The sequence below is a fragment of the Vibrio sp. 1978 genome, from assembly GCF_033344345.1.
Genome location: NZ_JAWPOP010000118.1, coordinates 1 through 1190, shown reverse-complemented (window position 1 = coordinate 1190; position 1190 = coordinate 1). Strand labels below are relative to the sequence as shown.

Genomic DNA, 1190 nt, shown 5'->3' with positions numbered 1-1190 from the left:
TATGAATTAGTCGAAGATCTTAGCAACAACACCAGCACCTACTGTACGGCCACCTTCACGGATCGCGAAACGTAGACCTTCGTCCATTGCGATTGGTGCGATTAGCTCTACAGTCATCTGTACGTTGTCGCCTGGCATTACCATTTCTACGCCGTCTGGTAGCTGGATGTCACCAGTTACGTCAGTTGTACGGAAGTAGAATTGTGGACGGTAGCCTTTGAAGAATGGAGTGTGACGACCACCTTCATCTTTAGACAGTACGTATACTTCTGATTCGAACTTAGTGTGTGGAGTGATTGAACCAGGCTTAGCTAGTACTTGACCACGTTCAACTTCGTCACGCTTAGTACCACGTAGAAGTGCACCAACGTTCTCACCTGCACGGCCTTCGTCTAGAAGCTTACGGAACATCTCAACACCAGTACATGTAGTTGTAGTAGTGTCTTTGATACCTACGATAGCAACTTCGTCACCTACAGTTAGGATACCACGCTCGATACGGCCAGTTACTACTGTACCACGACCTTGGATTGAGAATACGTCTTCGATAGGCATTAGGAATGGCTGATCTACCGCACGCTCTGGCTCAGGGATGTAAGTATCTAGAGCTTCTGCTAGTTCAACGATTTTCGCTTCCCACTGCTCTTCGCCGTTTAGTGCGCCTAGTGCAGAACCTTGGATAACTGGTAGGTCATCACCTGGGAAATCGTATTCAGATAGAAGTTCACGAACTTCCATTTCTACTAGTTCTAGTAGCTCTTCATCGTCAACCATGTCACATTTGTTCATGAATACGATGATGTATGGGATACCAACCTGACGGCCTAGTAGGATGTGCTCACGAGTTTGTGGCATTGGGCCATCTGTCGCAGCAACAACTAGGATACCACCGTCCATCTGTGCAGCACCAGTGATCATGTTTTTAACATAGTCAGCGTGTCCTGGACAGTCAACGTGTGCGTAGTGGCGTGATGGAGTGTCGTACTCAACGTGAGAAGTTGCGATTGTGATACCGCGCTCACGCTCTTCTGGAGCGTTATCGATAGATGCGAAGTCTTTAGCTACACCGCCGTAAACTTTAGCAAGAGTAGTACAGATAGCTGCAGTTAGAGTTGTTTTACCGTGGTCAACGTGGCCGATAGTACCAACGTTAACGTGCGGTTTCGTACGTTCAAATTTTTCTTTAGACA

Annotated in this window: 1 protein-coding gene; it reads right to left on the bottom strand. The window is 47.2% G+C overall.

Annotation, left to right across the window (positions count from 1 at the left end):
• Positions 1-6: 6 nt before the first annotated feature.
• Positions 7-1190: elongation factor Tu (tuf, locus tag R8N49_RS24885; protein WP_017822038.1), on the bottom strand; the 1184-nt coding region annotated here is incomplete at its 5' end.